Origin of the sequence: Achromobacter sp. SIMBA_011, from assembly GCF_046535435.1 — a bacterium.
GTDB classification, from domain to species: Bacteria; Pseudomonadota; Gammaproteobacteria; order Burkholderiales; family Burkholderiaceae_B; genus Achromobacter; species Achromobacter dolens.
The window spans coordinates 1-266 of the sequence record NZ_JAWRWN010000567.1 but is presented as its reverse complement, the minus strand read 5'-3'; the positions used below and the strand labels follow the sequence as shown (position 1 = coordinate 266).

At 60.5% G+C, this 266-nt stretch carries 1 pseudogene; it reads right to left on the bottom strand.

Features of this window, described 5'->3' with window-relative positions:
• Nucleotides 1-28: 28 nt before the first annotated feature.
• Nucleotides 29-266: pseudogene (locus tag SB816_RS32180) on the bottom strand (IS110 family transposase); the annotation flags it as partial.

The following is a 266-nucleotide window of genomic DNA, read 5'->3' as shown; positions in this document are numbered from 1 at the left end:
GGCGAGGGGGGTGCCCCTATGTGATTCGTCAAGCGGTAGGGGCGGATTTTGGTTGGTAGAGGGAGCCGTCGCGCAGCATGGCGAACAATACGTCGCAGCGTCGTCGAGCGAGAGCGATGAGTGCCTGATTGTGGCGCTTGCCCTGCTGGACCTTGCGCGCGTAATAGTCCCTTGAGATCGGGTCTCGCAGGGCAGCAAAGGCCGAGAGGAAGAGTGCTCTCTTGAGTACCTTGTTGCCCCGTCTGGATGGGTGTTCACCACGAATG